Source organism: Streptomyces sp. LBL (assembly GCF_029893585.1).
Classification (GTDB): Bacteria; Actinomycetota; Actinomycetes; order Streptomycetales; family Streptomycetaceae; genus Streptomyces.
In genome coordinates, this window is the sequence record NZ_JARXYX010000010.1 from 74,162 (window position 1) to 98,922 (window position 24,761).

Below are 24,761 nucleotides of genomic sequence, written 5' to 3' on the forward strand. Positions count from 1 at the left end.
TTCTTTTATGGCGCGGTGAACAGTGGGCCTCTGTCCGTTCTTGCGATGATCGGTCGGTGACCACAACACATCAGCCCCCGTACCCGCCACCCGAACCGCCCCGAAGGCCCGGAGCCGGGAACGGTACACGCCGTGGAGACGGCGGCGGTTCCGGTGGTGGACACAGCGGCTGGTTCGGCACCGGAGCCGGGAACGACCACGGTGACGCGCACGAAGAGGACCACGGCTCCAGAGGCGGTGGTGGATACGTCCCCGGTTCAGGGGCCGGTGGTGGGCAGGGACACGGGCACGGGCACGGGCACGGGCACGGGTCAGGCGATGGCAACGGTCACAGCGATGAGCCGGGCCCGGTCAACGGTCGCGGCTCCGGCGACGGGCCGGCCCCGCACACCGGTCACGGCCCGGGTGACGGTCATGGCCTTGCCGACGGTCGCGGCCTTGGCGACGGCCACGGTCCGGGGCCCGGTGGCGGGCACGGCCACTCGCACAGTCACGGGCCTGCCGCACCCGTCTCCAAGCACCTGCGCAAGGTCATCGCGGCGATCCTGATCCCGTTCGGTGCCGCGGTGGTGGTCGGGCTCGCGGTGCTGTGGCCGGGCGGTGCGCCGGCGCACGAGCGCACTGGTGTCGGCTTCGACCGGCAGAGCCAGCAAGCGACGGTCAGCAAAGTCGAGAGCATCAGCTGCCAGTCCGCCAACGCCTCCGGGGAAACCCCGACCGGTGACACCTCCACCGCCGAGGGCCCGTCCGCGCAGCAGCAGGCGAACGGCACCTGCAAGAGGGCGACGATCCGGGTCGACACCGGGAAGGACAAGGGCCGTACGTTCACCGAGATCGTGCAGCCGGACCAGTCACGGCAGTTGCATGAGGGCGAGAAGGTCGTGGTCGCCTACGAGCCCTCCGCTCCCAGGAACCTGCAGTACTCGGTCACCGATGTGAACCGTCGCCTGCCGATGTCCCTGCTCGCCGGGATCTTCGCGCTCGCCGTCGTGGTGGTGGGCCGACTGCGCGGTCTCATGGCGCTGGTCGCGCTCGCCATCAGCTTCCTGATCCTGAACTTCTTCATCATGCCGGCGATCCTGCAGGGCTCGAACCCGCTGGTCGTGGCGGTGATCGGGGCGAGCGCCATCATGCTGATCGCGCTCTATCTGTGCCACGGCCTGTCGGCCAGAACCTCCGTGGCGGTACTGGGCACCCTGATATCGCTGCTGCTGATCGGCGTCCTCGGCTCGCTGTTCATCGGCTGGGCCGCGCTCACCGGCAACACGGACGACAACACCGGTCTGATCCATGGCCTGTACCCGTCGATCGACATGAGCGGTCTGCTGCTCGCCGGCGTCATCATCGGTTCGCTCGGTGTCCTGGACGACGTGACGGTCACGCAGACCTCGGCGGTCTGGGAGCTGCACGAGGCCAACCCGTCGACGGGCTGGCGCGGGCTGTACCGGGCGGGCATCCGCATCGGCCGTGACCACATCGCGTCCGTCGTCAACACGCTCGTCCTCGCGTACGCGGGTGCCGCGCTGCCGTTGCTGTTGCTCTTCTCGATCGCCCAGAGCAGCGTGGGGACGGTCGCCAACAGCGAGTTGGTCGCGGAGGAGATCGTGCGCACCCTGGTGGGCTCGATCGGCCTGGTCGCGTCGGTACCGGTCACCACGGCCCTCGCGGCCCTGGTGGTCTCGGCCGACCGGCCGGGTCGTGAGCCGGTGACCGCTGGGGCGGGTGCTATGACGGGCACGGAACCGGTCGCGGCCGGCGAGCGCCCGGCTCCGGCACGCGGCGGAAAGGGACGTCGGCGCAAGCGCTGACGCGGGACGTCCGCCCGACCTGAGCAGTCAGCCGGAGCGCCGACCCGCCGGGTCGGCCTCCGCAAGGACTCGCAGCCACCAGACGCGCCGTCCCTCCCCGCACCCCCTCACGAGCCACATCCCGCCCCATTCGGCGCCCCCGCGGCGCCTCGCGGGTCGCCATCCCGTCCCGTCACCCGAGCAGAAGCGTTCCTGCCGCCATGCGACAGCGGTGAAGCGTTCCGGCACCGACGGTGGCGGAACGCTTCAGCCGGCGCTCTGTTCCTCCGCCAGGATGCGGTCCAGCGCCTCGTCGAGGTGGGCGTCGAAGTCAGCCAGCGCGCCCTCCTGACCCAGCGGCACCAGCTTGTCGGTTCGGTCGAGGAAGGCGACCAGCGGGGCCGTGGACGAACGGAACAGCGCCTGGTCGCCGCCGACCTGCAACCGGATCAGTACGTCACCCAGTGTGTCCGCGTCGGCGGGCGAGACCCGTACGTCTCCTTCCCCGCACGGCCGGCCCACCCCGTCGATCAACAGCTCACGACCGAAGGCCCAGGTCACGGGTGCATCGCCGGGCAAATGAAAGGTCAGCCGGACGGCATAGGGATCGCAGGTCTCGTAGCGCAGCTCCACCGGGATGCGGAAGGAGAGCTCCTCGGACACGAGAAAGCTCATCATGACCTCTGCCTGTACGGTCTCGCGCATCGCTACCCCGTCGTGTGACGTCGACTGGCCGGGAATGGTCCCTCTGACACTGATGGCATCTTGCTGAACGTATACACCAGATCACAAGGAGTGAGTTTTCAGATACTGATAGAGATCGCGAGTGACCCCAGCAGTCGCCCCATGGCGTGCTGCAACTGCTGCGTCGCCGCAGGTAGACGATCTGCCTGGTGCGCGGGGAGAGAAATGGCCATGGTCGCGGCCGTAGTGCCCACGGTGATCGGAATGGCCGCGCACACCGTGCCCAGCGCGTACTCCTGCCGTTCCGTCACGGGGTCCATGCGCCGCATGCGTTCGAGCCGCCGGAGCAGGCTGTGGCTGTCACGCACCGTGTACGGGGTGATGGACTGCACGGGGTGGCGGTCGAGGTGGTCACGGCGGGCGTCCTCGTCCAGTTGGGCGAGAAGACACTGACCGATGGCGTGCGCGTGGCCGGTCTCGCGGAAGTCGGCCCACTCCTCGACCGCCGGATTGCACGGGGTGTCGGAGACGCAGACGACCTCGATCTCACCGTCGCGGTACATGGCGTAGTACACGGGGGCGCCGATGGTGTCGCGCCAGTCGGCGAGGGTGTCCACGACGGTGCTGCGACGTTTCTGCCGCGCTCCGCTGCTGCCCAGTCGCTCGGCCGCCTCGCCGAGGAAGAAAAGCCCTTTGTCCCGGCTCAGATAGCCCTCGTACACGAGGGTGCGCAGCAGGTGGTAGGCCGTGGGGAGGGCCAGACCCGTCTCGCGGGCCAGCTGTTTGGCCGGCGCTCCGTATTCGTGCTCGGCGACGGCCTCCAGCAGGCGCATCGCACGCTGCACCGACCCGATGAGGGTTGCGGAGTGGAGCGGAGCGGAGGGTTCCGTCGTGTGCCGCTGTACGGGAGGGGTCGTTGTCGAGAGGGACTGCGCCGACGGTGCGGATCGCTCGGTAGGTGGAGTCGAGCGCAACCGTCCGGTCGGAGGAGTGGGTTGCTCGGGGGGCCGGATGCGGGGCCCCGGAGTCGGGTCGGCGGCCCGGGTGGGTGCGGGGGTTTCCGTGTGGGCGGTGTCAACCGTGGCCAAGGGGCACTCCCATAGCGTGAGGGCGGCCCGTGCGGGGAACACGGGAGTGGGTGTTCGCCGCTCACGGGGGTTGTCCCCCGCGACGAGTTCCGGACTCTATTCGTCCGCCGCCGCTCGCAGACGGCCTGCTCGGAAACTTCCCTCGCGCGAGGGAACCGGTGATTCCTGTTACCGATCGCCGGTTGCCCCGTGCCTACCTCTCACTCACCGCTCCGGTCGCCCTGATCCCATCAGGCTCTTCGGGCGCCCCGGCTGCCCTGTCGCACCGGGAGCCCCGGTCACCTCACCAGTCGCTGCGCGACGAGGAGCTCGACATGAACTTCCGTACGACGTAGATCAGTCCGCCGACCAGTGCCACGAAGACCAGCAGCTTGAACAGCACTCCGATGACGAAGCCGACGACAGTGGCTATCAACCCGCCGAACACGACCAGGGCGATGACCGGCACCGCGACCCACTTCACCCACCACGGCAGTCCCGCGAAGATCTCTCCCATCGCCCCAACCTCTCTGATGCCTGTCCAGGATCCCGGCACTCCTGGTGCCGAGTCCATCTGATGTCCTGCACTCGATGCTAGGGCGAAGAGGGGTCCGGCGGGGGCCTCGCACCCCTTGCCCGCCCCTGACTGATCCCCTAGGGAACCCCGAGGTCCCAGGTCAGCTCTCGGGCGGAGAGAACACCACCATCACCCTGAGGTCCTCGCTGATGTGGTGGAACTTGTGCGCGACACCGGCCGGCACGTACACCACGCTGCCGCGCGCGACCTGGGTGGTCTCCATGCCGACGGTGATCGCGGCGCGGCCGCTGACCACGAAGTACACCTCGTCCTGGTTGTGCGGCTGCTGCGGGTCGCCCTCGCCCGCGTCGAGCGCGTACAGGCCGACCGACATGTTCCGTTCCCGCAGGAACTGCAGGTAGGCGCCGTCATTGGCGGCGCGCTCCGCCTCCAGTTCATCCAACCGGAATGCCTTCATCGACTTCGTCCGCCCCTGCTTGTGCTCGTAACCGATCTCGTCTGCCACGATCAGACACATGAAGAATTTCGTAGTCAAGACGATCGCCAACGCGGGCGCCCTGGCAGTCGCCGTATGGCTGCTCGACAAGATAACCCTGACGGGCGACAACACGGGGAAGGAGATTTGGGCCCTGCTCCTCGTCGCCCTGCTGTTCGGCCTGGTGAACTTCCTGGTCAAGCCCATCGTGAAGGTGCTCACCTTCCCGCTGTTCATCCTGACGCTCGGCCTGATCACCCTGGTGGTCAACGCCCTGATGCTGCTGCTCACCTCGTGGCTGGCAGACAAACTCGACCTGAGCTTCCATGTGGAGGGCTTCTGGACCGCCGTCCTCGGCGGCCTGATCATCTCGATCGTGTCCTGGGCGCTGCACCTCGTCCTGCCCGACGAGGACTGAGCACGCCATGACCTACCGCGTCTGTTTCGTCTGCACCGGCAACATCTGCCGCTCCCCGATGGCCGAGTCCGTTTTCCGCGCCCGCGTACAGGAGGCCGGGCTCGAGAACCAGGTGGAGGTCGACAGCGCCGGCACGGGCGGCTGGCACGAGGGAGACGGTGCCGACCCGCGTACCGTCACCGTCCTCGTGAACAACGGCTACGACAGCGCGCACACCGCACGCCGGTTTCAGCCCTCCTGGTTCTCCCGCCTGGATCTCGTCATCGCCCTCGACACCGGCCACCTCAAGGCCCTGCGCCGCCTCGCCCCGACCGCACAGGACGCGGAGAAGGTGCGGCTGCTGCGTTCCTACGACTCGTCCGCGGGTGATGACCTCGACGTTCCGGACCCGTACTACGGAGGCATGGACGGCTTCGAGGAGTGCCTTGAGATGGTGGAGGCCGCGAGCGAGGGTCTGCTTGCCGCGGTACGCGAGGACGTGGAGGGGCGGGCGGCATGAGTGACTCGGGCAGGAGCGACTTGGGCAAGGATGACGAGGCCGGTCCGGCGGGTCCTCCAGGCGCCGGTGACGGCACCCGCGCGGTGCGGGCCGGGCTGCCCGAGCCGGTCAAACACGAACCGACCCTGCCGGGCCCGGTGTTCGCCGCGCACTTCCATCTGCCGGGTGAGGTGACGGGTCCGTACGCCTACGGCCGCGACGACAATCCCACCTGGACCCTGTTGGAGCGAGCGATCGGCGAACTGGAGGCGCCCGGGCAGGACGGCGTCGAAACGCTCGTCTTCGCCTCCGGGATGGCTGCCGTCTCCTCGGTGCTCTTCTCGCAGCTGAGCGCCGGGCAGACGGTCGTCCTGCCTGAGGACGGCTACCAGGCGCTGCCCCTGGTCCGTGGCCAGCTGGAGGCGTACGGCATCGAGGTGCGCACCGCGCCGACCGCGGGCGATGGACAGCTCGACGCCCTCGAGGGCGCGCGGCTGCTGTGGATCGAGAGCCCGTCGAACCCCGGGCTCGACGTGTGCGACATCCGGCGGCTCGTCGAGGCGGCACACGCGCGTGGCGCCCTGGTGGCGGTCGACAACACGCTCGCGACACCGCTCGGACAGCGTCCGCTGGAGCTGGGCGCCGACTTCTCCGTGGCCAGCGGCACCAAGCAGCTGACCGGGCACGGCGACGTCCTCCTGGGATACGTCACCGGCCGTGACACCGAGGCCATGGCCGCCGTACGCCGCTGGCGCAAGATCGTCGGGGCGATCGCGGGGCCCATGGAGGCGTGGCTCGCGCACCGTTCGATCGCCACGCTCCAACTGCGGGTCGAGCGGCAGAACGCGAGCGCCCTGGTGCTCGCCGAGGCGCTGCGGGAGCGTACCGAGGTGACCGGGCTGCGTTATCCGGGACTGCCCGGCGATCCCTCGCACAAGGTCGCCTCGCAGCAGATGCGGCGCTATGGGTGCGTGGTCTCCTTCACGCTGCCCACGCGCGCGCGTGCCGACCGTTTCCTCGACGCGCTGCGGCTGGTGGACGACGCGACCAGTTTCGGCGGGGTGCGCTCCACGGCCGAGCGTCGCGGGCGGTGGGGCGGAGACGCCGTGCCGGAGGGCTTCATCCGCTTCTCGGTCGGTGCCGAGGATTCCGAGGACCTGGTGGCGGACGTGCTGCGGGCGCTGGACGAGTCGGCCTTCTGACCCACTTGGGGCCCTCTGCGCTTCGTCTCCAAGTCCGCTTCGCACCCGCGCCGAACGGTCTCCGGCTCCGTACAACGGACGGTCCGAGCCTCCCCCCTCGTGGCTCGGACCGTCCTCGGTTCCGCGCGCAAGAACCGCGCGACCAAGGCTAGTTGACTCTGTGTCAGTGTCCAATCACGGTAGCGACAGGGGCCTATCGACATATTTATAGTTGGGCCCTGCCTCGGGGCCGGGAGAAGGGCAGGGAAGAGGAGGGCGTCGCCATGGATCTGGCCTTGCTGCGCACCTTCGTGACGGTGCACAGGGCCGGTTCCTTCACTCGCGCCGCCGCACTGCTCGGCCTGTCCCAGCCGGCCGTCACCTCGCAGATCCGCACCCTGGAGCGGCAGCTCGGCCGACCGTTGTTTTTGCGCCAGGCCCGCGGGGTCATCCCGACGACCATCGGCGACGAACTCGCCCACAAGGCGGCGCCGCATCTCGATGCCCTGGTGGAGATAGCCGAGACCGGGCTGGAAGACGAGTCTTCCCTGCGCACGCTGCATCTCGTCGGCCCTCCCGAGTTCACCGCCGAGCGGGCGTTGCCCGCACTCACCACGCTGACCGGCGAGGACGGCCAGGGCTTCGCGCTGCGTGCCTCTTTCGGGAACGCCGAGGAGGCGCTGGACGGACTGTCCGCCGGGCATCACGATCTGGCCATCAGCACGGCCCGTCCGCGCGGTGCCCTGCTCACGGCGACTCCGCTCTGCGACGAGGAGCACGTTCTGGTGGCCGCTCCGCGCTGGGTCGATCTGCTCGGCACCGGAAGGGCGCGCCGCAAGGGAACACGGTCGCTGGAGAGCGTCCTCACGGTCGAGGGAGCGCACGCGCTGGAGAGCGTCCCGGTCGTCGAGGTGCACGAGACGCTGCCCTTCGTCTCCCGCTACTGGGCCTCTGTCTTCGATTCCCGTCCGGCCGCCCCGGGCACCGTCATCGTCCCCGACCTGCGTGCGGTCCTCGCCTGCGCGGTCGCAGGCGCCGGGTTCGCGGTGCTGCCCCGTTATCTGTGCGCGACTGCCCTGCGGCGCGGGGACGTCGTCGCGCTGCACGAGCCCGCGGTGCCGCCCCTGCGAACGTATTTCCTGGTGGTTCGCACCGGAACGCTCGCCATGCCGCACATCACGCGGGCTCACCAATGGCTTCTACGGGCCGCACGCGGCTGGGTCTGAGGTCTGATGCGGGCTTATCACCGGGTGAGCTCAGCTGGTCACGTTTCGAGATGTTTCACGTGGAACCAGCCGGGCCACATTTCTCCCATGACCGTCCGACCCGTGGTCAAGCGCACCGCACGCGCCGTTCTGCTGGACGGTGACGACCTGATCCTGATCAGGCGCACCAAGCCCGGCATGGATCCCTACTGGCTCACTCCCGGCGGCGGGGTCGAGCCGGAGGACACGACCGTCGTCGATGCCCTGCACCGCGAGGTGTACGAGGAGCTCGGCGCCAAGATCACTGATGTGGTGCCCTGCTTCGTCGACACCGTCGAACACATCGGCGCGGACAGCAGCGCGACCGGCGTGAAGGTGCAGCACTTCTTCGTCTGCCATCTGGCGTCGATGGACCCGGCTCTGCGGCACGGCCCCGAGGTGGACGAGCCCATCGGCGAGTACGAGATCGTGCGGGTGCCCTTCACCCGGGTGGGCATCGCGTCCGTCCATCTCGTGCCCCTGTCGCTACGGCACTATCTGGACGGCAACATCGAGGGCGTACGTGCCATGCACGCGCCGGACCTGGGCTGATCCCCGCCTCACGACGAGGCGGCGACGAGTTCCTCCAACGAGTCATGGCGTATGCGCTCAAACGGGATGCCGATGTCCCTGAGCGCGTCCAGCCCGCTGCGGATCATGCCGGGCGGGCCCGAAAGATAGGCGTCGTACTCGCCCCATGGGCCGTACTCGCGTATGGCGTCGGGGAGCTGGAGATGCGCCTGCTGGTCGACGACTGCGCGGACCGAGAGCCAGGGATGGGACTGCTGGAGCCGGAGCATCGTGTTGATGTCGTAGAGATCGTGGTCGGTGCGGGCGCCGTAAAACACATCGACCGGCCGCCGCGTCCCGTGCTCGGCGACGTCCTCGACCAGCGCTTTGATCGGCGCTATCCCGGTGCCGCCACCGAGGCAGAGCAGTCCGCTGTCGGAGGTGTGATCCACGGTCATCGAACCGGCCGGCGGGCCGAGCCGGATGCTGTCTCCGGGGCGGGCGCGATGCACCAGGGCGTTGGAGACCCAGCCGGCGGGGACGGCCTTCACGTGGAACGACAGCAGGCCGTCGGAGCGGGGTGCTGAGGCGAAGGAGTAGTGCCGCCAGATCCGCGGCCACCAGGGCGTCTCCACGCTCGTGTACTGCCCGGCGAGGAAGGGATAGGGCTGATCGGGACGGACGGTGACGACCGCGACGTCCGGCGTTCTGAGGTCGTGCGAGACGACCTCCGCGTACCACCAGGCCGGAGCGCGCAGTTCGTCCGCGGCCGCCGCGTCGATCATCACCTGCGAGATCGTGGTGTACGCCCGTACCCAGGCTCCCTCCATCTCCGTGTCCCAGCCGGAGGAGTACTTGCTCAGGGCTCCGATCAGGCATTCGCCGACCGCCGGATAGTGCTCGGCCCGGGTGCCGTACTTTCGGTGACCGCGGCCGAGGTTCTGCAGGTAGTCGACGAGGATCTCGGTGTTGTCGATGTGCTCGGCCGCGGTGAGGAGCGCCTTGAGCAACCGGTCCCGCTGGGTGTCCATCGCCGCCGGGAACAGTGGCCGGAGGTCGGGGTGGCGTACGAAGAGCAGCGCGTAGAAGTACGACGTGACCTTGTCGGCGACGGGGCTGATCTCAGCCATGGTCCGGCGGATGAGGACAGCGTCCGGAGAGGCTTCCGGGGACGGGGCGGACCGCTGGTCGGGTACGCGCTGATCGACGCGAGGGACTTCGGCAGGTGGGGCCTCTGTGGGCGGGGCTTCGGCGCGTGGGGTTTCGGCGAGGAGAGTTTCCGAGGGCGGCGCCTTTCGCGAGGCAGGGACAGTTGCACGGCCGGGGGACGATATCTCGGGGGCTTGTATCGCGGCGTCCTGGAGTCCAACAGTCTGTGTGCCTGAGGGCTGTGTGCCGACGGGCTGTTGCAGGCCGGAGAACTGTAGGGGGGCAGTCTCTGTCGGGGCCGGGCTGCCGACTGTCGTAGGCCTCGCTATGTCGTCCGTGGTGGGAGCGGGCGACAGTATGTCCCCGGTCGTCGAAGGGGGCCGCTGCGTTTCGTCGGTCGTCGAAGGAGGCCGCTGCGTTTCGTCGGTCGTCGAAGGGGGCCGCTGCGTTTCGTCGGTCCTGTCGGGCGGTGTGGGCGCCTTCGGCGACGGGGTCGTGCCGGTCGGGGTCCGGCCCATGGGGCGCATCCCGGCCAGGCGGCTGCCCTCGGTCGCCTCCGGTGCGCTGCCAGGAGTCGTCGGCGGCTGCTTGCGCGGCGTGAACCAGCCGGCCCCGCCGCCGGAAGTGCCGTTGTCGGCCGACATGGTGGTCGGAGCGTCCATGGTGTGCCTCGCCTCGAACATCTTTCAGTCGGTCTGCGCACTTCCTCGGTCGGAAGATGCCTGCTTTCCCCCGCAGACGGCTTGCTTTCCCCGTTCGTTGCCGCAGCCAATGCGGCCACATTCAACCCGTGTTCCGGCTCCGTACGGACAAGTAAGGCGAGAGTGTGACATTGGCCGCAGTACTCTCACCGCAGCGTCCCAGTCGGTAGGGACCCGCCTCCGGCGAACCGCCCGCCCGGTCGTATGACCGGAAAATCAGGTCTTCGATCTCTCCGTCTCGTTGGGCTGCATTGCCTTGTTCTGGGTTCGCACAGGGCGCACAGGATGTACACCTCGCCCCGACGCGAACCGGAGTCGACCATACCGGCCGCCGGTCCGCAGACAAGTCCCCCCTCCTCCGCCATGAATGAAGAGAGGGGCGAACCATGGATTTCTTCAATTACCAGAAGCGCCATACCATTTCATGAGATTCCCGCAGATCTCTCCCCATATACATATTGGGCGACAGACGGAACAGATGGCGGTCCGCATTGACCGCGGCGAAGATGCAGCGGCACTGCGGATTGCCACGAGGGGTGACGGCTCAGTAGTCGCTCCCCTCCATGCAGGCCCTGTTCGCCGATGTTTCACGTGAAACACCCAACGCCTGTTCAGGCGCGGTGCAGTTGGCCATGACGTGGCCAAAAGCTCGTACGTCCCCACGGAAACAGGTAGACGTCGAGGGCCCACTTCGGACAGCCTGACCTGCGTGCCGACTCCTTCCCTCAGCGCTCTGCCCATCCGCCGTCTGACGCTTCGCGATCACGCCGCCTGTGCCGACTTGTCCCAGGACCGGGGGTGGCCCCGCGAAGAGCACAAGTGGGCCTTTCTCCTCACTGCCGGGAACGGCTACGGCATTGACGACCCCGACGGCGGACTCGTCGCCGCCTGTGTCGTCACCGAGTACGGATCGCGGGATCGCCCCGACCTCGGTGCCATCGGAATGGTCCTGGTCGCTGAACGCCATGCCCGCCAGGGAGTGGGGCGCCGGCTCATGCGTCACATCGTCTCGACGATGGGCATGACGCCGCTGACCCTGCACGCGACGCCGAACGGACGCCCGCTCTACGAGGAGCTCGGTTTCAAGGTCACCGGCCGGGCCGAGATGCTGTGCGGGCACGTCACGCCCGAGGAAACGGACCTGCGGATCGCCACACGTGCGGCCACCGCCGAGGACCTCACCACCCTCCTGCGACTTGACGCTGAGGCATTCGGCGCCGATCGCACGCACATCATCACCCGGCTGCCCGCCTTCGCCGACCAGTTGCGCGTCGCCGAGGAGAACGGCCGGATCATCGGATACGCGGCCGCGTGGCCCAACATGGACACCCACGTCGTCGGTCCGCTGATCGCCCGCGACACCAGGACGGCCAAGGCCCTGATCACTTCCCTCGCCGCCCACACGGACCGCCCGCTGCGCACCGACATCGACGTACGACACGAAGAACTGCTGGCGTGGGCGAAAGAGCACGGCCTGGCATCTGTGGCCTTCAACGCGATCATGACGTACGGCATCCCGGAACTGCCCGGCGACTGGAGCCGACGGTTCGCTCCGCTGACGGTGGCAGCGGGCTGAGAGGTTCCGGCACGACGACGCCGGTCCCCGGAGATTCCGGGCACCGGAGCACCCACGTCTGGCTCAGCTCTGCACGGCCCAGACCTTCGGCCCTGCACAACTCAGGCCCTCCCGTCTGAACAGCTCAGCTCTTCCGTCTGTACCGCTCACTGGTGGACGGCAGCCCGCTGATCCGCCGAATCGGTCTGCGTGACCACCGTGCTGAGCGTGCTGTCACGGCGCTCCAGCGCGGCCGAGAGGAAGGCCAGGAGCAGAGCGGCCGCGGCCAGAGCGGCGCCGACCCAGCTGGGAGCGGTGTAGCCGTAGCCGGCCGAGATGACGAGCCCGCCGAGCCAAGCGGACAGTGCGTTGCCGAGGTTGAAGGCGCCGATGTTCACGGCCGACGCCAGGGTCGGTGCGCCCTGCGCCTGGTCGAGGACACGCTTCTGCAGGGGCGGGACGGTGGCGAAGCCCAGGGCGCCGATCAGCGCGATGGTGACGGCCGCCAGGGCCTTGTGATGGGCGGTGAGCGTGAAGAACGCGAGGACGATGGCCAGGGCGCCCAGGGATACGTACAGCATGGGCATCAGGGCGCGGTCGGCGTACCTGCCGCCGATGAGGTTGCCGCCGACCATGCCGAGGCCGAAGAGGACCAGCAGCCAGGTGACCGAGCCGTCGGCGAAGCCGGTGACGTGGGTCATCATCGGCGTGATGTAGGTGATGGCCGCGAAGACGCCGCCGAAGCCGAGGACCGTCATCGCCATCGCGAGCAGTACCTGTGCGTTTTTGAAGGCGGCCAGTTCGTGCCGCAGGCGTACGCCTTCCGCCCTGGGTATCTCGGGAACGAGCTTGGCGACGCCGAGCAGACCGACGACGCCGAGGGCCGCGACGATCCCGAAGGTGACTCGCCAGCCGACAGATTGCCCGACGAGCGTGCCCACCGGGACGCCGACCACATTGGCGACGGTCAGGCCGGTGAACATCATCGCGATCGCCCCGGCTTTCTTGTCGGGGGCGACCAGGTCGGCCGCGACGACCGAGCCGATGCCGAAGAAGGCCCCGTGCGCGAGCGAGGCAACCACACGGCCGATCAGCATGACGGCGAAGGCCGGGGCGAGGGCGGACAGCAGATTGCCGACGATGAACAGCCCCATCAGCAGCATCAGCATCCGCTTCCGGGAGATCTTCGTGCCCAGCACGGTCATCAGCGGGGCACCGAACACGACGCCGAGCGCGTAGCCGGTCACCAGGAACCCGGCCGTGGGGATGGAGACCCCGAAGTCGCCTGCGACCTCGGGCAGCAGACCCATGATCACGAACTCGGTCGTCCCGATTCCGAAGGCCCCGATCGCGAGAGCCAGAAGCGCGAGCGGCACAGGATGGCACCTTCCCGGGTAGTTGCAAGAGCGTGTTACCGATGAAGACGATAGTTGCAGACGCGCTTTATGTGCAAACGACGAGTATCTCACTCAGCGCATCTGCCCTGTCCGGTGCCCTGCGCCTAAGGTGCGCCCATGGAAGATCTTGAGATACGTCCCGCCACGGCGGAGGACATCCCGGCGATCGTCGCGATGCTCGCCGACGACCCCTTGGGCGCCCAGCGGGAGTCATCGGACGATGTGACCCCGTACCTGGCGGCACTGGACCGTCTCGCGTCCGATCCGAACCAGCACCTGGTCGTCGGGGCACGCGAGGGTCGTGTCGTCGGTACGTTGCAGCTCACGGTCATCCCAGGGCTGTCCCGGCGCGGTTCCACCAGGTCGATCATCGAAGGGGTGCGCATTCACGCCGATGAACGCGGCAGCGGCCTGGGCACGCGCCTCATCGAGTGGGCGATCGGCGAATCCCGTCGACAGGAGTGCCAGCTGGTTCAGTTGACCTCGGACAACACCCGCACGGATGCCCACCGCTTCTATGAGCGGCTCGGCTTCATGGCCTCACATGTGGGTTTCAAGCTCCACCTATGACCTTGCAGCCGCCATGGCGCGGCAGCCGCATGAACGGCGGCCTGTTTCACGTGAAACAGGCCGTCGGCACACAAGGACGCCTAACCGATGCCCCGCCACCCCTCGGGATCCATTCCACCTGGCAGAGCAGCCCCCTCGTCGTACGGCTGGCGTGTGAACACGAACGAACCGAGGTCCAGGTGGCTGACGGCCCCGTCAGGCCGTCGTACGGCCTTCAGGAGCTCTCCCGCGTAATAGCCCTCCAGGCCGGTCCAGGTACCGTCGGCGTTGGCCCTGAACCGCGAGCGGCGCCCCTTGCCGGACAGCGGCTCCAGCGAGAGGAGACCGTCGGCTGTCACCCGCAGGCCGAAAGCATGGGTCCCCCAGTACCACTGACCCGCCAACTCCAGTACGGACGCGTCGACTTCGGTGAGGGGTCGCCAGGGCTCGGGAATACGCGGCTCCGCCTCGGCGACGATCCGTACGAGATCGGCGGCCACGCTCCCCAGCAGTGGACCGGAGGTGCAGTTGGCCAGGACCACCGCCGCGACGTCGTCCGCCACGCTGAGGGTGAGACAGCCCAGGAATCCTGGCAGTGAGCCCGAGTGCCCCACGAGCAGGCGGCCATTCCGGTACTGGATCTGCAGGCCGAGACCGTAGGTGGCGCCGTCCGCGACATCCGCAGCCTCCGCCGGCGCCGCGGGTGACCGCATCTCCTGGACGGTCCGCGCGCTGAGCACCCGTTCGTCCCCCCGTGCCAGGAAGACTGCGAACCGCGCCAAATCCGCGGTGGTGGACCAGAGTTGACCAGCAGGAGCCATCCGGCCAAGATCTTCGACCGGTTCGGCCAGCACCACATCCGCCCAGGGATGCACCGCCCATCCGCCCGCATGAGGTGCTCGCGGCTGCGCGCTCGTACGGTCGAGGCCCAGCGGTTCGAGCACTTCGCACCGCAGCACCTCCTCCCAAGGAGCCCCGCGCAGCTTCTCCACGAGCGCCCCCAGCAGCGTGTAACCCGGGTTGGAGTAGTGGTGGCGGCGGCCGGCCGGATGCAGGAAGGGCCGGTCGCCCAGTACGTCGGCGAGTTCGGGACGCAGGGCCCCCGGAGTGCGCTCCCACCACGGCGCGGGCGCCTCCGCAGCCAGCCCGCTGGTGTGGGCAAGCAGTTCGGCGACAGTGGCCTCCCCCGCGTCGGTGCCCGGAAGATACTTCTCCAGCGGGTCAGCCAGATCGAGCACGCCCTCGTCTCGCAGCCGTAGTACGAGCACCGCGGTGAAGGTCTTGGTGATCGAGCCGATCCGGTACTGCACGTTCTCGTCCGGCCCATGTCCGTCCACCGATGTCCTGGCGCCGTGCCACACGGCCCGCCCGTCCCGGACCACCGCCGCCACCAGCGACGGGGCACGTCCTTCGGCCTGGGCCACGGCAATCCGGTGCAGCAACGCCCGGCGCGTGGCGGGCAGCAACTCTTCCTGAGATGTCGTCATGCCGCCAGTCCACCCCGCAGGGCACCGGGCCGTCGAACTCATTTTTCCTGTGGCCGACGGCCGCTGATCACAGACCGCTCGGGCCAGACCTCCGGGTGTCGACGATCTTGTCGAATTCGCGCATCGCCTCGACACGGCGCTCATTCCCAGACTCACACTGCCGCTGACAGGTTGATCTCAGCTACCAGCGGATCCCTGCGTTGCGCACGGGATGAAATGCGGCGCGAATCTCAGGTCTGTGGCTTTTCTTCAGTTTCCACGCGCTTTGGTGAGGTTGCGTCGTCTCAACGCGTCAGCGCCGACCTGGCACGGCGGTACCGGTCCGGTCCTTCGGCCGCGCGTCACCTTGAGATGCGGGCTTCGATGCCGTCGAGCAGGAAGCCGAGGCCGATCCGGAAGGTGTGGTCGGCGTCCAGGTGGGCGGCGTCGCGCACCACCGTGGCCAGCGCGGGGAATCGGCCGGTGGCGAAGGTGCGCTCCGGATAGGGCCCGAGTGAGGCCTGCCACGCTTTCTCGTCCATCCCCGTGGCCCGCTCGGCACGCCGCTCGGCGATCTCCCGGCGCACCGCGCCGATCACGTACGCGTCGACCGTGGTGACCACCGGCATGATGGCGTCCACCTCAACGCCGCCCAGCGCGGCCACCACAGCCTCCCCCCTGGCCAGCGCGTGCGGCCCGAGCTGCGGTCGCCCGCCGAGCAGATCGGCGAGCCATTCATGCTCGTGAGCGGCCTGCCGGGTGGTTTCGGCAAGAGACCGCAGCACCTCCCGCCAGCCTTCGCCGACCGGCCGGATCTCGGCGTGGATCGCGTCGACCATCAGGTCGAGCAACTCCTCCTTGCCGGCGATGTAGCTGTACAGCCGCATCGGCCCGACGCCCAGCGCGGCGGCGACCTTGCGTAGGGACACCGCCTCCAGGCCGTCCGCGTCGGCCAACTGGATCGCCGCTCGGAGCCGGCCTCGGCGGCCTGGCTCTCGCCCGGGTGTTGCACGTGAACGGCGTGGATTCCGTCGTGTATGAACGTGAATCGTCACGCGGCGCGCGCGGTCAGGGCGGCATGCTCGACATCCACTCCGGCCAGCGGGCGCTGCCTGCCGTCGGCGAAGTGCAGCAGGCCGTTGTCGGCGGATGTGAACGCGTGCCCCCAGCGGACCACTTCCTCGCGGCGATGGTCGGGCGCGGCAACTACTCGGTGCTCGGCAACGGACTGTCCCTGGCGGCGCAGCGCAACGACGACGGCCGCGTTCGCATCGGCCTCAGCTTCTACAACACCGCCGAGGACTGGTTCGCCACCAGCGGGATCCCGTTCGACGACCCTGCCGCCACCCGGGCGCGACTGATCGACCTGCTCCCCGGCTGGGACTCACGGTTCACCGCGCTGATCGCGGCCTGCGACGACACGGTCGTGCCGCGGTCGATCACCACTCTCCCGGTCGGCCTGACCTGGCCGTCGACGCCAGGCGTCACGCTGCTCGGCGATGCCGCGCACCTGATGCCGCCGGTGGGAGAGGGCGCCAACATGGCGCTGCTCGACGGCGCCCTGCTCGCTCTCGCGCTGGCCGCGCACCCGGACGATTTTCGGGCCGCCGTCAAAGAATACGAACGCGAGATGTTCGAACGCACCAGCGCTGCCGCCCGGATGTCCGCGGACGTTCAGGAAATCCTGACGTCACCGGACGCCAGCCAGAAAATGCTCGCCTTCTTCCAACCTGGCTGAATGTAACCGAATACTGTAAGGTCTCGCCGCTCGTGATATGTCGATCTTGCGTGACCTGGGCGTTCTTGGCTGTCTCACGGCCTTGTCACCCACGATCAGTCTCAGATCCGTGGCATTTCCTCGCAAGGGCGAGGTCGAGATCAGGCGGCTCGCCCGTGTCGGCCGAGTACACCACGCTGAGCCCCGAGCACGAGGACTACCGGCGAGCCCAGATCGCGCACCGATGAGTTTCCCGCGCCGCGCTGGTCTATACGCCGGACACCCACGGACGGAAGGCTAGGCCATGCGGAAACTGATCTACGGCATGAACCTGACCCTGGACGGCTACATCGCCGCGGCCGGCGACGACATCGGCTGGAGCGGAACGCCGAGCCACGAGCTGTTCCAGTGGTGGCTCGACCACGAGCAGGCGAGTGGCCTGTCGCTGTACGGGCGCAAGCTGTGGGAGACGATGAGCTCCTACTGGCCGACCGGCGACCAGCAGCCCAACGCCACCCCGGCGGAGATCGAGTTCGCGCGGAACTGGCGGGACACGCCGAAGGTGGTGTTCTCCTCGACGATCGACAAGGTCGATTGGAACGCCCGCCTGGTCACCGGCGACGCGATCGCCGAGATCACCCGGCTCAAGGCCGAGGACGGCGGCCCAATGAACATCGGCGGCGCAACGCTCGCCGGGGCGGCCATGCGCGCCGGGCTGATCGACGAGTACGTGATCGCCGCCCATCCGGTCCTGGTGGGCGGCGGCACGCCGTTCATCACCGCGCTGGACAGCTGGGTGAACCTGAACCTGGTGGAGACGCGGACGTTTCCCGGCGGCGTGGTCCTGACCAGGTACGAGACGAGGCGCTGAGCAGCAGCACCCACGCGCTAGTCTCACAGTGATGTCGTATACGACATCGGTACGGCACGGCCGTGAGGTTACGACATCAGCCGCGAGACCCTACACACTTCCCCATACGAGTGAACGCTCCGAGCTGCGGGTCTCACATCAGCCATTTTCCTAGCTCGCCCGGCCGAAACGGCGACACCGCTGCCCAAGAAAAGGTTCACCGGACGGTCAGAAGCTCCAGCTGTAGAGGCCGCGCCCGTGCCAACCGCAGACGCCGCAAGCCGGGTTACTCCCTGCAGGACCGTGACAGGAGGGTCACCTGTCTGTGTACACGTCGCGCGAACGTGCTCACCGCGTCGCGCACGATGGCTCTCCCCGGCGCCGACTTCTTGGCTGGGGAAGCCGAGCCGGCCGTCCTACGACTTCGGCAGCACGGTCGGAACGGGCAGGTCGAGAACGCAGGCGAGAGCAGCCGTGACGGGAGCACAGTAGTCAGGCAGGTGCCCGGACGCCCAGTCTGCGGCCAGCGCGAGGAATTCAGCCAAGTCGCGCTCGGCACTGGCGAGTAGGTGGCGGAACTCGGTGACGGACAGCGCAATCACTGGACTGTCGCGCTGGTCGGCGTTGACAGTGAGCCTGACGGTGTCGCCGAAGCGCTCCGCAATAGGTGACACGGGATCGTGCCCGAATCCAAGCGGGTTGCCGTCGTCGACGAACCGATGCCAGTCCCGCCAGCTCTCCAGACCGTCACAGCAGCCAGGCAGGAAGGTGATACCGGTGGAGGTGTCGATGACTCGCAGGCCGCCGGGCGCGACGACGTCGTCCTCAACCGTGAGAAGTCCGTGCAAGAAAGAGCCGAGCGCGTTGGCCGATTGTGGTGCCGGGTCGCCATCGGAGTCGACGTTGTTGTAGTCGGCGATGCGCATCACCACCGTCCCGACCTCAGCGGGTGAGAGTTCCCCGCTGAGAGGCAGGAAGCCGAACGGCTCGATCGCAGCGACAGGCCAGAGGTCGAAGCCGTCAGGGGTACAAATCTCCAGGACGGGCTGCATCTTGATCAGCTTGCGAAGTGTTCCGCATCCAACGCCCATATCGCCTCCCGATTACGCCGAGCATCCTCGTCTCGAGAAGCTGAGCACCTTTGGCTGCACCGCCCTGAGAGGTCGTTAAGTCCGATCTTTCCCGGTTGGTGATCGCTCGATCGTGGTACTGGTTCCCGTACGGGCCGTTCGTTCGTCATGTGCATGCCGGGATGCGGGTATGGACCGAAGGCCGTATCCGAGCGACTTGTCGGATGAGCATTGGGCGTTGATCGAGCCGATGATCACGGCCTGGAAGCAGGACAGGGTGGCACGGTCGGCAACCGGCGATCCCGGGGCCTGCGATCTGAGGGAGGTCGTGAACGCGATCTTCTACCAGAACCGGACGGGCTGTCAGTGGCGCTATCTGCCCCATGACCTGCCGGCCTGGTCGGCAGTGCTCTACTACTTCGGCCTGTGGCGCGAAGACGGTCTTGACCAGCGGATCCAGGAACTCCCGCGCTGCCAGGTGCGGGAGAGAGCCCGGCGATGAGAGGACCCGTCCCTCGTAATCATCGACACCCAGTCCGTCCGCGCGGCCACGGGTGTCCCGAAGACCACGACGGGACTGGACGCCAACAAGAAGGTGTCGGGCCGCAAGCGGGGACTGGCCGTCGACGTGCTGGGGCTGGTCATCGGCGACGTCGTCCTGGCCTCACCCAACCCGGACGAGGCCGCTAACAGAAACGGACTTAACGACCTCTCATGCGTAATAACGTGAAGCCCGCACGCATCGTCCCTCTCGCACTCGCTGCCGTCCTCGTCGGTGGTCTCGGCGCCACCGCGGCCACCCCGGCACAAGCGCGCGACGAGAACCGGACATCCGCCCAGGCGACCGACGCCTACTACCTGCGCTTCGACAAGGGTTCGGTCACTAACTCCCGTCTTGAGCTGGTCCAGCGCACCAGTTCATCCACAGCGAGATGAAGCCGAACGGCGCGCAGGGCACCGTCGAGTCCGAGCGGTGGACCAACAGCAGCCCCAACGACTACTACTCCAACGGCTGCATCAAGCTCAACCCGACCAACATCAAGGCTCTGTTCAATCGCCTGGACCGCATCGGCTGGCCGAAGAAGCTGTACGTGGTGAACCGACCGGTGCCGGTGCCCTGTCCGTGATGCCCGGGAAGCTGTCCAAACAGCTTTCCGGGCGCGGTGAGCGGGCCCGGCGGTGGAGCCATCTCACGAGCCCCGCCCTGCTCGGAATGCCCCGGCTCATCAGTGAGCGTCGCCCCTCGCGTCACGGCGCGAAGGGAAAGTCCGGTTGCCGGCGTTCGGCGAACGCGGACAGGCCCTCACGGGCGTCGGGAGAGGTGAAGTCTCCTGCCCGTAAGCCCTTCGCTGTGGAAGGCCTGATCCTGGGGGAGGTCGCCGAGCCACGGTCCGCCTGCCCAAGGGCGAGCACTTCGCCGAGCTGGACAGCGTGGAGGTGGTCTGACCTCCCTGAGTCCGTATCCGCCGGGCAACCGGCCACGCGCACCGCGAGGGTGGTCCGCTCGGCGTGCACGCAGGTGCACGCCGAGCGGACCAGACGCCGGAGGGTCAGCGGTTGCTCCGCAGGTGCCACAGGAGGCCTCCGCGTACCGGGGCCAGGCCCCGGTACGCCTCGGACATGAACGATGAGGAGTGGGCCCTCACAGGCGCGTCACTGAATTCGTAAGCTCCTATTCTGATGGCCCGCCAACGCGAGCTATGCTGTCCGCTGATGACTGAGGTTGCGCAGCAGCCAGTGTTCTGGACCGACGACTCGCCGGTCTGCGAGCCCATGGCGCACGGTGAGGACATCGCCGCGCACTTCCATGACTACGGCCAGCTGAGGTACGCCGCCTCCGGGGCGCTCGTCACGACGACCAGGGTCGGCACCTGGGTGGCGCCGGCGAACCGCATCACGTGGGTGCCGCCCTTCTATGTCCACAGCAGTCGCTCCTACGGCGAGACCGATGTCCGCGTGCTCCCGGTTCCGGCAGCGCTGTCCGAGGAACTACCGCCCGAGCCCTCGGTCTTCGTGGCCAGTGCGCTGCTGCGCGAGGCATACCTGGCGATGAGCAGCGAGCAAGAGCCTGCCGCCGGTGAGCGTGGCCGTCTGCTGCTCGCAGTGATCGGCGCGGAGCTGATCCGCGCCCCGCAGGAGCCACTACGGCTGCCGGAGCCTGGCGATTCTCGCCTCAAGGCCGTCACCGACCTGCTGCACGCCGACCCGGCCATTTCGGCGACGCTGGCGGAGCTGGGGCACCGAACCGGTTCGAGCGAACGGACTCTCAGTCGGCTGTTCGGCAGCGAACTGTCGATGAGCTTCCACCAGTGGCGCACGCTGCTGCGGATTCAGCGAGCGCTGCTCGAACTCTGTGAAGGTACTTCGGTCACCGAGACGGCGATGCGACTTGGCTGGGCGAACCCCGGCAGCTTCATCAACGCCTTCACCGATCTCGTCGGTCAGACGCCCGGTCGTTACCGCTCCACTGCGGGTGCAGCTCACCGCTGAGCACTGCCTCCGCCGGTCTGGCGGGTTATCCGAAATTCGAGGCGGAACTTCGGTGGCGCGCCCGCCCGCTCGGCGGCCACGCTTTGAGGCATGGCACACCACCTTCCAGGTCACGGCGCTGTGGCTTCGGCAGCCGCCACGACGGCATCCTCCGGAGTCACGCTAGGTGACCTGATCATGCAGGCGCTCAGCCGGCACAGCTCGTCCGAGGCCTTCGTGGCCGGCGACCGGCGACTGACCTATGCACACGTCAGGGACCTTCTCTCGCAGTACGTTTCCGCGCTGGCCCGTCGGGGCGTGGGGCTCGGCGCGGGGGTCACGATGCTCAGTCCGAACATGCCTGAATCGTGGATCGTCCAGGCCGCGACGTATCTCTTGGGCGGCCGCTTCACCGGGCTGCAGACGCTGGCCTCGGTCACGGACCACATCACCGTCTGCGAGGACGCGGAGGCCACGGTGCTGGTGGTGACCGCGCCCCTGGAGGAGCATGGACGCCAGGTCCTCGCCGAGGTCGACTCCCTGCGACACCTGATGGTGATCCCCGCCGCCGGTGGCCTGCCCGAGGGCGAGCCCTCGGCGGTTCGATCGCTCGACCGTGGTCCGGCGACGGAGACGGATGTCGCCTGGCTGCAGTACACCGGGGGGACGACCGGCAGACCCAAGGGCGTGATGCAGCCTCATCGGTCGATGGTGCAGATGGTCCATGTGTACATGGCCGACTTCGAGCAGCCACACCTCCCGCGGTACCTGGCAGCGGCCCCGCTCACCCACGCGGCCGGGCTGGCCGTCATCCCGGCACTGTTGCGTGGCGGCACGGTCGTGATCGAGCAGGGCTTCGAACCCAGCCGGTTCCTCGACGTCATCGAGGCCGAGCACATCAACTGTGTGAGCGGCCTTCCGACGATGATCTACACCTTGCTGGATCAGGAGCGTCCGGAGACCAGAGACCTCTCCAGCCTTGAGGTCATCTGGTACGCCACCGGACCGATGTCGCCGGTGCGCCTGGCGGAGGCTCGCGAGCGGATCGGTCCGGTCTTCTCCCAGATCTACGGGCAGACGGAGTCGGCCGGCATCGGGACGGTCCTGACCAAGGCCGCACACGACACCGCGAGCCTTGAGCAACTCGCCTCCTGTGGCCGTTCCGTGGTCGGCAACCGCATCAGGCTCATCGACGACCACGGCCACGACGTTCCTCCGGGCGAGGTGGGAGAGATCGTCATGCAGAGCCGCGGGGTGATGCAGGGCTACAAGAACCTCCCCGACGAGACAGAAGCGGCACTCAAGGGGGGATGGCTCCACACCGGAGACCTCGCCCGCCAGGACGCCGAGGGCCTGATCTACATCGTGGACCGCAAGAAGGACATGATCATCTCGGGCGGTTTCAACATCTACGCCAGCGAAGTCGAGGCCGTTCTGACAGCGCACCCTTCGGTGGGCTCAGCCGCCGTCATCGGCGTGCCGGACAGCCGCTGGGGCGAGATCGTCACCGCGTTCGTGGTCCCGCGACCGGGGCGACAGATCGACATTCCCGCGCTCCAGTCCTACGTGAAGCAGGTCAAGGGCTCGATGTACGCGCCCAAGAAGGTCGTCGTCGTGGACTCACTTCCCGCCACGCCGGTGGGAAAGATCGACAAGAAGCGCCTGCGCGCGCCGTTCTGGGGCGACTCGAACCGCAATGTCCACTGACCATCCCGATGCCCTTCCCACGGCCATTCCGAAAGGCACTCAGCGTGAACGTACCGCCGGCCCGACTGATCGACTTCCACTCCCACTGGGGCACAGAGCGAGGATGGAAGGGAAGCCCGTACGAGACCGCCGAGGACCGCGAGGCCCTGCGGGGCTACTTCAAGTGGGACATGAGCTTCGTCAGCGACGAGGAGCAGGCCGTCCAGTTCCGCCGCGCCAACGTCAAGGCGATGCTCGACTTCGCGTTCACCTACACCATGGACGCCGGTGCACTGCGCGACCAGCATGACTACGCCTTCGACTATGCGCGCAAGCACCCCGACGTCGTACTGGGCAACTGGATCGGTATCGATCCCACGCAACCAGCTCATGTCAGGGAACTTGAGCGTTGCCTGAGCGAGGGGACGGGACTCGTCGGACTGACGGTCCACTCCTTCACACCGGCCGGGACACCCGACCAGCCGGAATGGGAGACCTGTCTGAACATGTGCATCGAGGCCAACCGTCCCATCCTGGTCCATGTCGGCATGTCGGCCACCGGGGCCGGCACCCGCGGAGGCATGGGCATCACCCTGGAGGGCTGCCACCCCCGTTACGTCGACCGCGTCGCGGCCAAGTATCCCGATCTGAACGTGATCGCGGCTCGGGTGGCGTGGCCCTGGCAGTCGGAGATGATCGCGGTCGCACTGCACAAGGCGAACGTGTGGATGGAGCTCCACGGTTGGTCACCGCGCTACTTCCCCGACGAGCTCAAGCGCGAGATCGGTAAGCGCCTGCGCAAGAAGGTCTTCTTCGGAGCCGACTACCCGATGCTCACCCACGAGAGGCTGGTCAAGGAGTGGCGCGAGGAGGGCTTCTCCTGCGACGTCCTCGATGACGTGTTCTCCGGCAACGCCGAAACCTTCCTCACCTCGATCGGAGTTCAGTGATGGACGTCGGACTGACCGGCAAGGTCGCCATCGTCGGCGGCGGCAGCGACGGCCTCGGATACGCCATCGCCGATCGTCTTCTGAAGGAAGGCGCCAATGTCACGATCTTCGCGCGACGCGCGGAGAAGGTCACAGCCGCCGCGCAACGGCTTGCCGGCGCCTACGGCGAGGAGAAAGTCCTCGGGCTGGCCGCCGACTGCTCAGCCGACACCGACATCGAGCGTGTCACCGCCTCGACCCTTGAGCGGTTCGGTCCAGCCGTTCACGTTCTGGTCACCAACGACGGCGGACCACCGATCCGGCGCATCTCCGAGCTCACCGACGAGGTGTGGCTGAAGGCCTTCGAGCGCCACTTCTTCTACGTCGTCAGATCCGTGCGAGCCACCTTGCCGTACATGACCGCCGAAGGCGGCAGCATCCTCAACGTGGTCTCCGGCGTCGTCGAACGCCCGGCCGTCGGCATGGCGGCGCCCGTCAGCGTGTGGTCGGCGGTGATCGGCTACGCCAGGACCCTCGCCCTGGAGGTCGCCAGGCAGGACATCAACGTCAACACTCTGCTGTCCGGATTCTTCGACACCGCCCTGCTGGGCGGAATGCTGGAACGGCAGCCAGAGCTGTCCAAAGCCGGCCTCGGGAACGGGGTACCGATGGGACGCATCGGGGAGCCCCGTGAGTTCGCCGACCTGGTCGGTGCGCTCGTGTCACCCAACTTGCGATTCGTCACCGGCGCGGTGATCCCCGTCGACGGCGGCGCCGGCATCGGCATGGGCGCGAGCTTCGACTCGCCGACTTCGAAGTGAGGCACTGTTCATGAAGCGGA

25 protein-coding genes and 1 pseudogene are annotated in these 24,761 nt (G+C 67.9%); 17 read left to right on the top strand and 9 right to left on the bottom strand.

Annotation, left to right across the window (positions count from 1 at the left end; translation table 11 throughout):
* Positions 1 to 56: 56 nt before the first annotated feature.
* The gene (locus M2271_RS14310) at positions 57 to 1,808 is read left to right on the top strand and encodes a YibE/F family protein (RefSeq protein WP_280887564.1); all 1,752 of its coding nucleotides are present in this window, start codon (positions 57 to 59) and stop codon (positions 1,806 to 1,808) included.
* A 246-nt stretch (positions 1,809 to 2,054) separates the two neighbouring features.
* On the opposite strand, the gene M2271_RS14315 is transcribed toward M2271_RS14310, so the two are convergent.
* The 4 genes from M2271_RS14315 to M2271_RS14330 form a co-directional block, all read right to left on the bottom strand.
* Entirely contained in the window at positions 2,055 to 2,492 is a 438-nt protein-coding gene (locus M2271_RS14315) for an SsgA family sporulation/cell division regulator (RefSeq protein ID WP_030665994.1), read from the bottom strand.
* A gap of 98 nt (positions 2,493 to 2,590) precedes the next feature.
* Positions 2,591 to 3,325, bottom strand: coding sequence for an IclR family transcriptional regulator C-terminal domain-containing protein (locus tag M2271_RS14320; RefSeq protein WP_280887706.1), 735 nt, complete (start codon positions 3,323 to 3,325; stop codon positions 2,591 to 2,593).
* A gap of 517 nt (positions 3,326 to 3,842) precedes the next feature.
* Positions 3,843 to 4,055 carry a DUF5326 family protein gene (locus M2271_RS14325; RefSeq protein ID WP_280887565.1) on the bottom strand — a complete coding sequence of 71 codons (213 nt, stop codon included), beginning with the start codon at positions 4,053 to 4,055 and terminating at the stop codon, positions 3,843 to 3,845.
* 160 nt (positions 4,056 to 4,215) lie between these two features.
* Entirely contained in the window at positions 4,216 to 4,533 is a 318-nt protein-coding gene (locus tag M2271_RS14330) for a cupin domain-containing protein (RefSeq protein WP_280887707.1), read from the bottom strand.
* Positions 4,534 to 4,591: 58 nt separating this feature from the next.
* On the opposite strand from M2271_RS14330, the gene M2271_RS14335 reads away from it, so the two are divergent.
* The 5 genes from M2271_RS14335 to M2271_RS14355 all read left to right on the top strand — a co-directional run bounded on the left by M2271_RS14335 (position 4,592) and on the right by M2271_RS14355 (position 8,424).
* Positions 4,592 to 4,969 carry a phage holin family protein gene (locus M2271_RS14335; RefSeq protein WP_280887566.1) on the top strand — a complete coding sequence of 126 codons (378 nt, stop codon included), beginning with the start codon at positions 4,592 to 4,594 and terminating at the stop codon, positions 4,967 to 4,969.
* Positions 4,970 to 4,976: 7 nt separating this feature from the next.
* Complete coding sequence (locus tag M2271_RS14340; protein ID WP_280887567.1) at positions 4,977 to 5,468, top strand: low molecular weight protein-tyrosine-phosphatase; 492 nt, start codon at positions 4,977 to 4,979, stop codon at positions 5,466 to 5,468.
* On the top strand, positions 5,465 to 6,649 hold the full coding sequence (locus M2271_RS14345) for a cystathionine gamma-lyase (RefSeq protein ID WP_280887568.1): 1,185 nt from the start codon (positions 5,465 to 5,467) through the stop codon (positions 6,647 to 6,649). Before M2271_RS14340 ends, M2271_RS14345 begins: the two co-directional genes overlap by 4 nt.
* A gap of 263 nt (positions 6,650 to 6,912) precedes the next feature.
* A complete protein-coding gene (locus M2271_RS14350; protein ID WP_280887569.1) occupies positions 6,913 to 7,854 on the top strand; it encodes a LysR family transcriptional regulator in 942 nt (313 codons plus the stop codon).
* 87 nt (positions 7,855 to 7,941) lie between these two features.
* Positions 7,942 to 8,424 (top strand): NUDIX hydrolase, encoded by a 483-nt coding sequence (locus M2271_RS14355; RefSeq protein WP_280887570.1) that lies wholly within the window; start codon positions 7,942 to 7,944, stop codon positions 8,422 to 8,424.
* A gap of 8 nt (positions 8,425 to 8,432) precedes the next feature.
* Here the strand turns inward: M2271_RS14355 and M2271_RS14360 are convergent, their stop codons facing one another.
* A complete protein-coding gene (locus M2271_RS14360) occupies positions 8,433 to 10,193 on the bottom strand; it encodes a globin domain-containing protein (protein WP_280887571.1) in 1,761 nt (586 codons plus the stop codon).
* Positions 10,194 to 10,941: 748 nt separating this feature from the next.
* On the opposite strand from M2271_RS14360, the gene M2271_RS14365 reads away from it, so the two are divergent.
* Positions 10,942 to 11,808, top strand: coding sequence for a GNAT family N-acetyltransferase (locus tag M2271_RS14365; protein WP_280887572.1), 867 nt, complete (start codon positions 10,942 to 10,944; stop codon positions 11,806 to 11,808).
* A 146-nt stretch (positions 11,809 to 11,954) separates the two neighbouring features.
* On the opposite strand, the gene M2271_RS14370 is transcribed toward M2271_RS14365, so the two are convergent.
* Entirely contained in the window at positions 11,955 to 13,163 is a 1,209-nt protein-coding gene (locus tag M2271_RS14370) for an MFS transporter (protein WP_280887573.1), read from the bottom strand.
* Positions 13,164 to 13,301: 138 nt separating this feature from the next.
* On the opposite strand from M2271_RS14370, the gene M2271_RS14375 reads away from it, so the two are divergent.
* The gene (locus tag M2271_RS14375; protein WP_280887574.1) at positions 13,302 to 13,754 is read left to right on the top strand and encodes a GNAT family N-acetyltransferase; all 453 of its coding nucleotides are present in this window, start codon (positions 13,302 to 13,304) and stop codon (positions 13,752 to 13,754) included.
* Positions 13,755 to 13,834: 80 nt separating this feature from the next.
* Here M2271_RS14375 and M2271_RS14380 read toward each other — a convergent pair whose 3' ends face one another.
* Together M2271_RS14380 and M2271_RS14385 are read right to left on the bottom strand one after the other, a co-directional pair.
* The gene (locus M2271_RS14380) at positions 13,835 to 15,220 is read right to left on the bottom strand and encodes a serine hydrolase domain-containing protein (RefSeq protein WP_280887575.1); all 1,386 of its coding nucleotides are present in this window, start codon (positions 15,218 to 15,220) and stop codon (positions 13,835 to 13,837) included.
* A gap of 341 nt (positions 15,221 to 15,561) precedes the next feature.
* Positions 15,562 to 16,155, bottom strand: coding sequence for a TetR/AcrR family transcriptional regulator C-terminal domain-containing protein (locus M2271_RS14385; protein WP_280887576.1), 594 nt, complete (start codon positions 16,153 to 16,155; stop codon positions 15,562 to 15,564).
* A gap of 77 nt (positions 16,156 to 16,232) precedes the next feature.
* On the opposite strand from M2271_RS14385, the gene M2271_RS14390 reads away from it, so the two are divergent.
* Positions 16,233 to 16,937: an FAD-dependent monooxygenase gene (locus M2271_RS14390; protein ID WP_280887577.1), complete on the top strand. Its 705-nt coding sequence runs from the start codon at positions 16,233 to 16,235 to the stop codon at positions 16,935 to 16,937.
* A 283-nt stretch (positions 16,938 to 17,220) separates the two neighbouring features.
* Positions 17,221 to 17,787 (top strand): dihydrofolate reductase family protein, encoded by a 567-nt coding sequence (locus M2271_RS14395; protein WP_280887578.1) that lies wholly within the window; start codon positions 17,221 to 17,223, stop codon positions 17,785 to 17,787.
* A 395-nt stretch (positions 17,788 to 18,182) separates the two neighbouring features.
* On the opposite strand, the gene M2271_RS14400 is transcribed toward M2271_RS14395, so the two are convergent.
* The gene (locus M2271_RS14400) at positions 18,183 to 18,818 is read right to left on the bottom strand and encodes a hypothetical protein (RefSeq protein WP_280887579.1); all 636 of its coding nucleotides are present in this window, start codon (positions 18,816 to 18,818) and stop codon (positions 18,183 to 18,185) included.
* A 208-nt stretch (positions 18,819 to 19,026) separates the two neighbouring features.
* On the opposite strand from M2271_RS14400, the pseudogene M2271_RS14405 reads away from it, so the two are divergent.
* The 7 genes and pseudogenes from M2271_RS14405 to M2271_RS14435 all read left to right on the top strand — a co-directional run.
* A pseudogene (locus M2271_RS14405) lies at positions 19,027 to 19,503 on the top strand (transposase); the annotation flags it as partial.
* A gap of 47 nt (positions 19,504 to 19,550) precedes the next feature.
* Entirely contained in the window at positions 19,551 to 19,772 is a 222-nt protein-coding gene (locus M2271_RS14410) for a hypothetical protein (protein WP_280887580.1), read from the top strand.
* Complete coding sequence (locus tag M2271_RS14415) at positions 19,769 to 19,963, top strand: hypothetical protein (protein ID WP_280887581.1); 195 nt, start codon at positions 19,769 to 19,771, stop codon at positions 19,961 to 19,963. The genes M2271_RS14410 and M2271_RS14415 overlap by 4 nt, the downstream gene beginning before the upstream one ends.
* 586 nt (positions 19,964 to 20,549) lie before the next feature.
* The gene (locus tag M2271_RS14420; RefSeq protein WP_280887582.1) at positions 20,550 to 21,326 is read left to right on the top strand and encodes a helix-turn-helix transcriptional regulator; all 777 of its coding nucleotides are present in this window, start codon (positions 20,550 to 20,552) and stop codon (positions 21,324 to 21,326) included.
* Between the two features lie 177 nt (positions 21,327 to 21,503).
* On the top strand, positions 21,504 to 23,012 hold the full coding sequence (locus tag M2271_RS14425) for an AMP-binding protein (protein WP_280887583.1): 1,509 nt from the start codon (positions 21,504 to 21,506) through the stop codon (positions 23,010 to 23,012).
* A gap of 44 nt (positions 23,013 to 23,056) precedes the next feature.
* Complete coding sequence (locus M2271_RS14430; RefSeq protein WP_280887584.1) at positions 23,057 to 23,941, top strand: amidohydrolase family protein; 885 nt, start codon at positions 23,057 to 23,059, stop codon at positions 23,939 to 23,941.
* Positions 23,941 to 24,741, top strand: coding sequence for an SDR family oxidoreductase (locus tag M2271_RS14435; protein ID WP_280887585.1), 801 nt, complete (start codon positions 23,941 to 23,943; stop codon positions 24,739 to 24,741). Before M2271_RS14430 ends, M2271_RS14435 begins: the two co-directional genes overlap by 1 nt.
* Positions 24,742 to 24,761 lie beyond the last annotated feature (20 nt).

Excerpts from the sequence above, each read along its gene's own strand:
- M2271_RS14315 (WP_030665994.1), bottom strand. The coding sequence starts at position 2,492 with ATGCGCGAGACCGTACAGGCAGAGGTCATGATGAGCTTTCTCGTGTCC.
- M2271_RS14325 (WP_280887565.1), bottom strand. The coding sequence starts at position 4,055 with ATGGGAGAGATCTTCGCGGGACTGCCGTGGTGGGTGAAGTGGGTCGCG.
- M2271_RS14330 (WP_280887707.1), bottom strand. The coding sequence starts at position 4,533 with ATGAAGGCATTCCGGTTGGATGAACTGGAGGCGGAGCGCGCCGCCAAT.
- M2271_RS14335 (WP_280887566.1), top strand. The coding sequence starts at position 4,592 with ATGAAGAATTTCGTAGTCAAGACGATCGCCAACGCGGGCGCCCTGGCA.
- M2271_RS14340 (WP_280887567.1), top strand. The coding sequence starts at position 4,977 with ATGACCTACCGCGTCTGTTTCGTCTGCACCGGCAACATCTGCCGCTCC.
- M2271_RS14345 (WP_280887568.1), top strand. The coding sequence starts at position 5,465 with ATGAGTGACTCGGGCAGGAGCGACTTGGGCAAGGATGACGAGGCCGGT.
- M2271_RS14350 (WP_280887569.1), top strand. The coding sequence starts at position 6,913 with ATGGATCTGGCCTTGCTGCGCACCTTCGTGACGGTGCACAGGGCCGGT.
- M2271_RS14355 (WP_280887570.1), top strand. The coding sequence starts at position 7,942 with ATGACCGTCCGACCCGTGGTCAAGCGCACCGCACGCGCCGTTCTGCTG.
- M2271_RS14360 (WP_280887571.1), bottom strand. The coding sequence starts at position 10,193 with ATGGACGCTCCGACCACCATGTCGGCCGACAACGGCACTTCCGGCGGC.
- M2271_RS14375 (WP_280887574.1), top strand. The coding sequence starts at position 13,302 with ATGGAAGATCTTGAGATACGTCCCGCCACGGCGGAGGACATCCCGGCG.
- M2271_RS14380 (WP_280887575.1), bottom strand. The coding sequence starts at position 15,220 with ATGACGACATCTCAGGAAGAGTTGCTGCCCGCCACGCGCCGGGCGTTG.
- M2271_RS14395 (WP_280887578.1), top strand. The coding sequence starts at position 17,221 with ATGCGGAAACTGATCTACGGCATGAACCTGACCCTGGACGGCTACATC.
- M2271_RS14400 (WP_280887579.1), bottom strand. The coding sequence starts at position 18,818 with ATGCAGCCCGTCCTGGAGATTTGTACCCCTGACGGCTTCGACCTCTGG.
- M2271_RS14410 (WP_280887580.1), top strand. The coding sequence starts at position 19,551 with ATGCGTAATAACGTGAAGCCCGCACGCATCGTCCCTCTCGCACTCGCT.
- M2271_RS14415 (WP_280887581.1), top strand. The coding sequence starts at position 19,769 with ATGAAGCCGAACGGCGCGCAGGGCACCGTCGAGTCCGAGCGGTGGACC.
- M2271_RS14420 (WP_280887582.1), top strand. The coding sequence starts at position 20,550 with ATGACTGAGGTTGCGCAGCAGCCAGTGTTCTGGACCGACGACTCGCCG.
- M2271_RS14425 (WP_280887583.1), top strand. The coding sequence starts at position 21,504 with ATGCAGGCGCTCAGCCGGCACAGCTCGTCCGAGGCCTTCGTGGCCGGC.
- M2271_RS14435 (WP_280887585.1), top strand. The coding sequence starts at position 23,941 with ATGGACGTCGGACTGACCGGCAAGGTCGCCATCGTCGGCGGCGGCAGC.